This is a genomic window from Zwartia hollandica (assembly GCF_019923725.1).
In the GTDB taxonomy this organism is placed as follows: domain Bacteria; phylum Pseudomonadota; class Gammaproteobacteria; order Burkholderiales; family Burkholderiaceae_B; genus Zwartia; species Zwartia hollandica.
Genome location: NZ_JAHXRI010000011.1, coordinates 1 through 3,793 on the forward strand (window position 1 = coordinate 1; position 3,793 = coordinate 3,793).

Genomic DNA, 3,793 nt, shown 5'->3' on the forward strand with positions numbered 1-3,793 from the left:
TTCTCGGGCGCGGGTGGCTTAACCTTTATCGGCACTGGCAGCACGATCATGAGCGGCGCCAACACCTACAGTGGCGGCACGACAGTAGCTGGCGGCACCTTGGTGGTGGCTGGACCGTCACCGACCGGCACGGGTGATGTGTTCGTGGCACCTGCTGGCACGTTGATGGGTACAGGCACGATTGCGGGCAATACCATTGTGAGTGGTGTGCTTAAGCCGGGCAATTCCCCTGGCCAATTGTCTTTCACTAAAAACTTGACGATGAACTCTGGCTCAACCTACCGGCAAGACATCGCTGGTACGACTCAAGCAAGCAGCTCAACTCCTGTAGGTGCTTCAGGCTATTACTCCTTTGTAACTGTGGGTAGTCAACTGGTGATTAATTCAGGCGCGACGCTTACGCCGCGCTTATCCAATCTGTTTAGCGCAAGCGAGTCAGGCTACGGCAGTGCGATCTACGTCCCAGCACTTGGCGATCGCTTCCGTATGGTGACGGCGACGGGTGGCATCTCGGGTCGCTTCAGCACACTCACTCAGCCAGCTGAGCTCGCTAGTGGCACACAGTTCATCGCGTTCTATAACGTCAACAGCAGCAACAGCCTTGATCTGGCTGTGACACCAACTTCCTACAGCACGACATTGTCGTCTAGCACCACGAACGCCAAGGAAGTTGCAAACGTCTTAGATCAGCTCTTAGGCGTTAATAAAACAGGTACCGCTACGGCCGCACAAGACTCGTTGCTCTATGCAGTCGCCGGTCAAACCGCAGCAAGCCTTCCAGGCTTTGCACAGTCCCTCTCGGGTGAGATCCATGCGGCATCCGCTGCGACCTTGCCACAGGCCACGCAACGCGTGCAGCAAGCGGTGTTGGCACGCTTAGGCGACTTCCCGATGGCACCGAATCAACTGAACAGAGGATCTGCAGCAACCCCCTTATCGTCAGGCGCCATCACAGGTAACAACCCTTCGGGGTTGCCTACTGCCAGCATGAGTTCAAATCCATTGGTAAACCCCAACGCTGCAAACCTCACTAACGCAGCCGTGGCAGACGGTCGTGCCTGGGGTGAGATCGCCTACCAGCGCGGTGAGCGTTCGGGTAATAGCGGTGGTAATGGATTCAATAACAACCTATACCAAGCTGTGTTTGGTGTGGATGCGTACACGAACGCTGCGCTTGGGCTCAAACTTGGTGCTGGCTTAGCGCTCTCAAACACCACAGTTAATGCCACGGGTGGCAACAGCACTATCCAGCAGGGTGCCTTGTTCCTCTACGGAAAGATGCCTGTGGCAGAAGATTATGTACTCGACGGTATGGTCAGCCTTGGCCTAAGTTCCACCAACCTCTCGCGCAGCGACGTTACCGGTATCAGCAGTGGCTTTAGTAACAAGTCTGTGATGGGTAACGATGTGCTGGTCAGTGCAGGCTTGAGCCGGCCGTTTGAGACGAGCGGTGTGCGCATCACGCCGTATGTACGACTCACTTACCAGTACGTGGGCCAAGCCGCTTACGATGAAGGCGCAAGTGCTGCAGCCCTTACCGTCGCACGGATGAACGCCAATGGTGTGCGTGGAGTGATCGGTGTGGGCGCCGGGTCACTGAACAAAGACCCACTCAAAGATGAATACACCTACCGCGCGAACCTCGCGATCGGTGCTGACTCGCAGGGCTTACTCAACCCAACACTCAATACCACCCTCGGTGGCTACTCAAGCAGCGTCACCACACCCACAGCAGGCTCCACGTTTGTGCAAGCTGGTTTGTACGGCACGGTAAAAGTGGCTGATAGTGCCTACGCTTACGCAGGCGTCTCGGTCGAGGCTAGGACAGGGCAGACGTTGTATGGCGGGAGTGTGGGATTGAGGGTGGCGTTTTAGGGGGGTGGTGCCTAAAGTTAGTATCCCTCTCGCATATCAAAAGCAAAAATCTGGGATTGCAGCACCTCAGACGATTTTATGCCCACGCGCTTAAAAGAAAGTTGCACTTGATTGTAGCCAAAGATATATTTGTGATTAAGCTAATTGGTGTACTTTTGCGTCAATAAATATTACTCAATTATTTTTATACATCTGCCCTCGTTCTGGTTGCACTTTAACCCCTTCGAGCCGTTAGTTTGATCACCGCTTTGTACGCTTTGCGACCAACTGGAATCGCTAGTGTGCAAATACCAACGTCAGGTTCGGTCACAGATGATTTTCTCTCTGAATATTGCGACTCTCACTCAATTGAGGCTGATCGCCCGGCGCTGGCTGCGCAAGCAAACACAACTTTGCCAGCTGTTAAGCGGTGCATGTGTTTCTCCAACCGCTGATCACTTGTCGCCTGTGAGGCACCGCCTCTGCCCCGCCGCGGTCGTATCGTCACTACAGCAAAACTTTTTGAAAGTTAGGGAGGCCCGAGCACGGGTGTCTAGGTTTAGAGCGTTTATGTCAGCCGTAACTTTTGGGGTTAGTTTTTTCTTCGCCAACGGTGCTGTTTGGGCTACTAATTGTGACAGGGTCATCAGTGAATCTGTAACTGCGAGTGAAAAAAACTTCCTACAGCTATGTAGTCTCACAGTGAATAATGGCATCTCGATTTCTACTTCTGGTGACAATATAAATGGTGTCGCAAACACCGGCACCATCACGACTTTAACGAATAACGGTACGATTTCGACTTCCGGTAGCGATGCCAACGGTATCCAAAACTATCTTGGCACCATCACGACACTTACGAATAACGGTACGATTTCGACTTCAGGTGATCACGCCATGGCGATCGATAACAGTTTTGGCGCCATCACAACGCTCACGAATAGCGGCACGATTTCGACTTCAGGTTTTTTTGCCGACGCCATCCTTACCGGGAGCAACATGACGGCGCTCACGAATGGTGGCACGATTTCAACTTCCAGTCAGTTTTCCTATGGTATCTATCACTTCAGTAACACGAACACCATCACAACGCTGATAAACAGCGGTACGATTTCGACGATTGGTGCTGGGTCCCATGGCATTGCTAATAATGGCGCGATCTCATCTTTAAGCAATACCGGCACGATTTCGGCGACTGGCGCCGACGCCTATGGCATCTTCAGTAGTCCCACTAGTAACATCACTACGCTAAACAACAAGCAAGGTGCCGGTAACGCTAGTGGTGCCTTAACCTACGCGGGTGTTTTGCCCAGAAACTACAACATCATTATTGCCAGCCCGTCTACCTATGGGCAATTGTCGATTACGTCAATTACTAGTCCAATCAGCACGATGGTCTTCGGCATTTCAGATCTCTCAACTACAAGCAGTTCAATTGTCGGTCAGACCCTAGCCGGCGTGCTGCAGGGTTTCGGCAGTGATCTTTCCACCTATATTTCAAGCGGTCTGACCTTTTCAAATGGCTATACCTACTCGTTCACCCAACAAGGTGGTACTGGGACTTGGGACTTAACCATAACGGCCTGCAGTATTTGCACGAGTGGAGACAGCGGCGGCGGTGGCACTACGATTTCAAACATCGCCAGGGGCACCTCAGTCGGGCTAAGTGCCTTAGGTTCGAACCCCGTTCTTGCAGGCGGCACCTTGGTGCTAAATAAAGGTGATAGCTCAAGCGTATCAATTGTCATCACCAGCGTAGGCGGCACGATTCAGCAGCCAACCTCAGGTTCTGCTACGTTATCTGGCGTGTTCTCGGGCGCGGGTGGCTTAACCTTTATCGGCACTGGCAGCACGATCATGAGCGGCGCCAACACCTACAGTGGCGGCACGACAGTAGCTGGCGGCACCTTGGTGGTGGCTGGACCGTCACCGACCGGCA

At 53.0% G+C, this 3,793-nt stretch carries 2 protein-coding genes; both read left to right on the forward strand.

What is annotated here, in order from left to right; genetic code table 11:
- On the forward strand, positions 1-1,875 hold a 1,875-nt coding region (locus KZZ10_RS14345; protein ID WP_259662229.1), incomplete at its 5' end, for an autotransporter family protein.
- A gap of 681 nt (positions 1,876-2,556) precedes the next feature.
- A partial coding sequence (locus tag KZZ10_RS14350; protein WP_375372581.1) for an autotransporter-associated beta strand repeat-containing protein occupies positions 2,557-3,793 on the forward strand: 1,237 nt, incomplete at its 3' end.